This window comes from Streptomyces capoamus (assembly GCF_014654935.1).
Lineage (GTDB): Bacteria > Actinomycetota > Actinomycetes > Streptomycetales > Streptomycetaceae > Streptomyces > Streptomyces capoamus.
Window position 1 is genome coordinate 47,784 of record NZ_BNBF01000038.1, and the last position, 1,234, is coordinate 49,017.

Genomic DNA, 1,234 nt, shown 5'->3' on the forward strand with positions numbered 1-1,234 from the left:
GCGGGGTGGCCGGAGCGGCCGGCCATGTCCGCACGTCCGGGTCGTGCCGGGCGCTTGCGGAGCGTCAGTCGACGGCCGTCGGGATGCTCGTGTTCGGCACGCGGATCGTCGAGGACAGGAGCCGCAGGCCCGCCTCCGAACTCGTACCGACCCGGGCCGTGTAGGCGATCAGGCGCTGGCCGGCCGCTCCGGGAACCAGCAGGCTCTGGAAGGAGAGTTCCATGGGACCGACCAGCGGATGGTCGATCTCCTTGATCCCGGCGACGCAGGTACGCACCGGGTGCCGGGCCCACCGCTTGGCGAACTCCTCGCTGTTCATGATGAGTTCGCCGACGAGCGCGGCCAGCTGCTTGTCGTGCGGGTAGCGGCCGGCGATCAGCCGCAGGGAAGCCACCGCGAGCTGGGCCTCGTCGTGCCAGCGCGGGTAGAGGTCGCGGTTGCGCTCGTCCAGGAAGAGCATCCGGGTCAGGTTCGGCCGGCGCGCCGGATGCTCGGGCGCGTCGAAGTCCAGGTGCATGGCCAGGAGCAGGTGGCCCATGGCGTTCCAGGCGAGGACGTCGTTGCGCCGGTCCAGGACCAGGGCCGGGGTGTCCGTGAAGGTGTCGATGAGCTGGCGGACGCCCTGGTCGGCGCAGGGGGTGCGCGGGGCCTGCGGGCGACGGGAGGTGACCGTCTCCGGCCGGGCGAGATCCACGAGGTGGCTGTACTCGTCCGGGTTCAGCCGCAGGGTGCGGCCGATGGCGTCGAGGACGGAGTCGGACACGTGCTGGATGCGGCCCTGCTCCAGCCGGGTGTAGTGGGTGACGCTCAGGCCGGCCGCCAGCGCCACTTCCTCGCGTCGCAGACCGGGCACCCGGCGTCGCTCCGCCAGCTGCGGTAGCCCGATCTCCTCGGGCGTCAGGGCGGCGCGGCGGCTGCGCAGGAAGTCGCTCAGTTCGGAGAAGTCAGGCATGCCGTGCCCTTCCAGTGGATCCGGTGACGTGAACCGTGCCCTCGGTCCAACGGCAGCGGGGCCCGGCTCCTTCCCGCGCTGGGTGGTCACGTTCTGACCACCCAGCGGCTGCCCTGTCAGCGGCCGGGGAGTCGTTTCCGGGGACTGGGTAGGCGCCGCTCCGGGGCGCAGGATTCCTTCCGCCGAAGCTTCTCGAAGGGAATCTCATGTCTGTTGTCGATGGTGTGTCGGAGGGGGCGGTTGCCGCGGGGTCGGGGCCGTCCGGTGCGGGTGGTCCGTCGG

The 1,234-nt window shown here is 71.6% G+C and carries 1 protein-coding gene; it reads right to left on the reverse strand.

Features of this window, described 5'->3' with window-relative positions:
- Positions 1–64: 64 nt before the first annotated feature.
- On the reverse strand, positions 65–952 hold the full coding sequence (locus tag IE312_RS35630) for a helix-turn-helix transcriptional regulator (RefSeq protein WP_189986474.1): 888 nt from the start codon (positions 950–952) through the stop codon (positions 65–67).
- Positions 953–1,234: the final 282 nt, after the last annotated feature.

Bases quoted from the DNA above. Each gene is read 5' to 3' on its own strand.
- IE312_RS35630 (WP_189986474.1), bottom strand. From the start codon at position 952: ATGCCTGACTTCTCCGAACTGAGCGACTTCCTGCGCAGCCGCCGCGCC.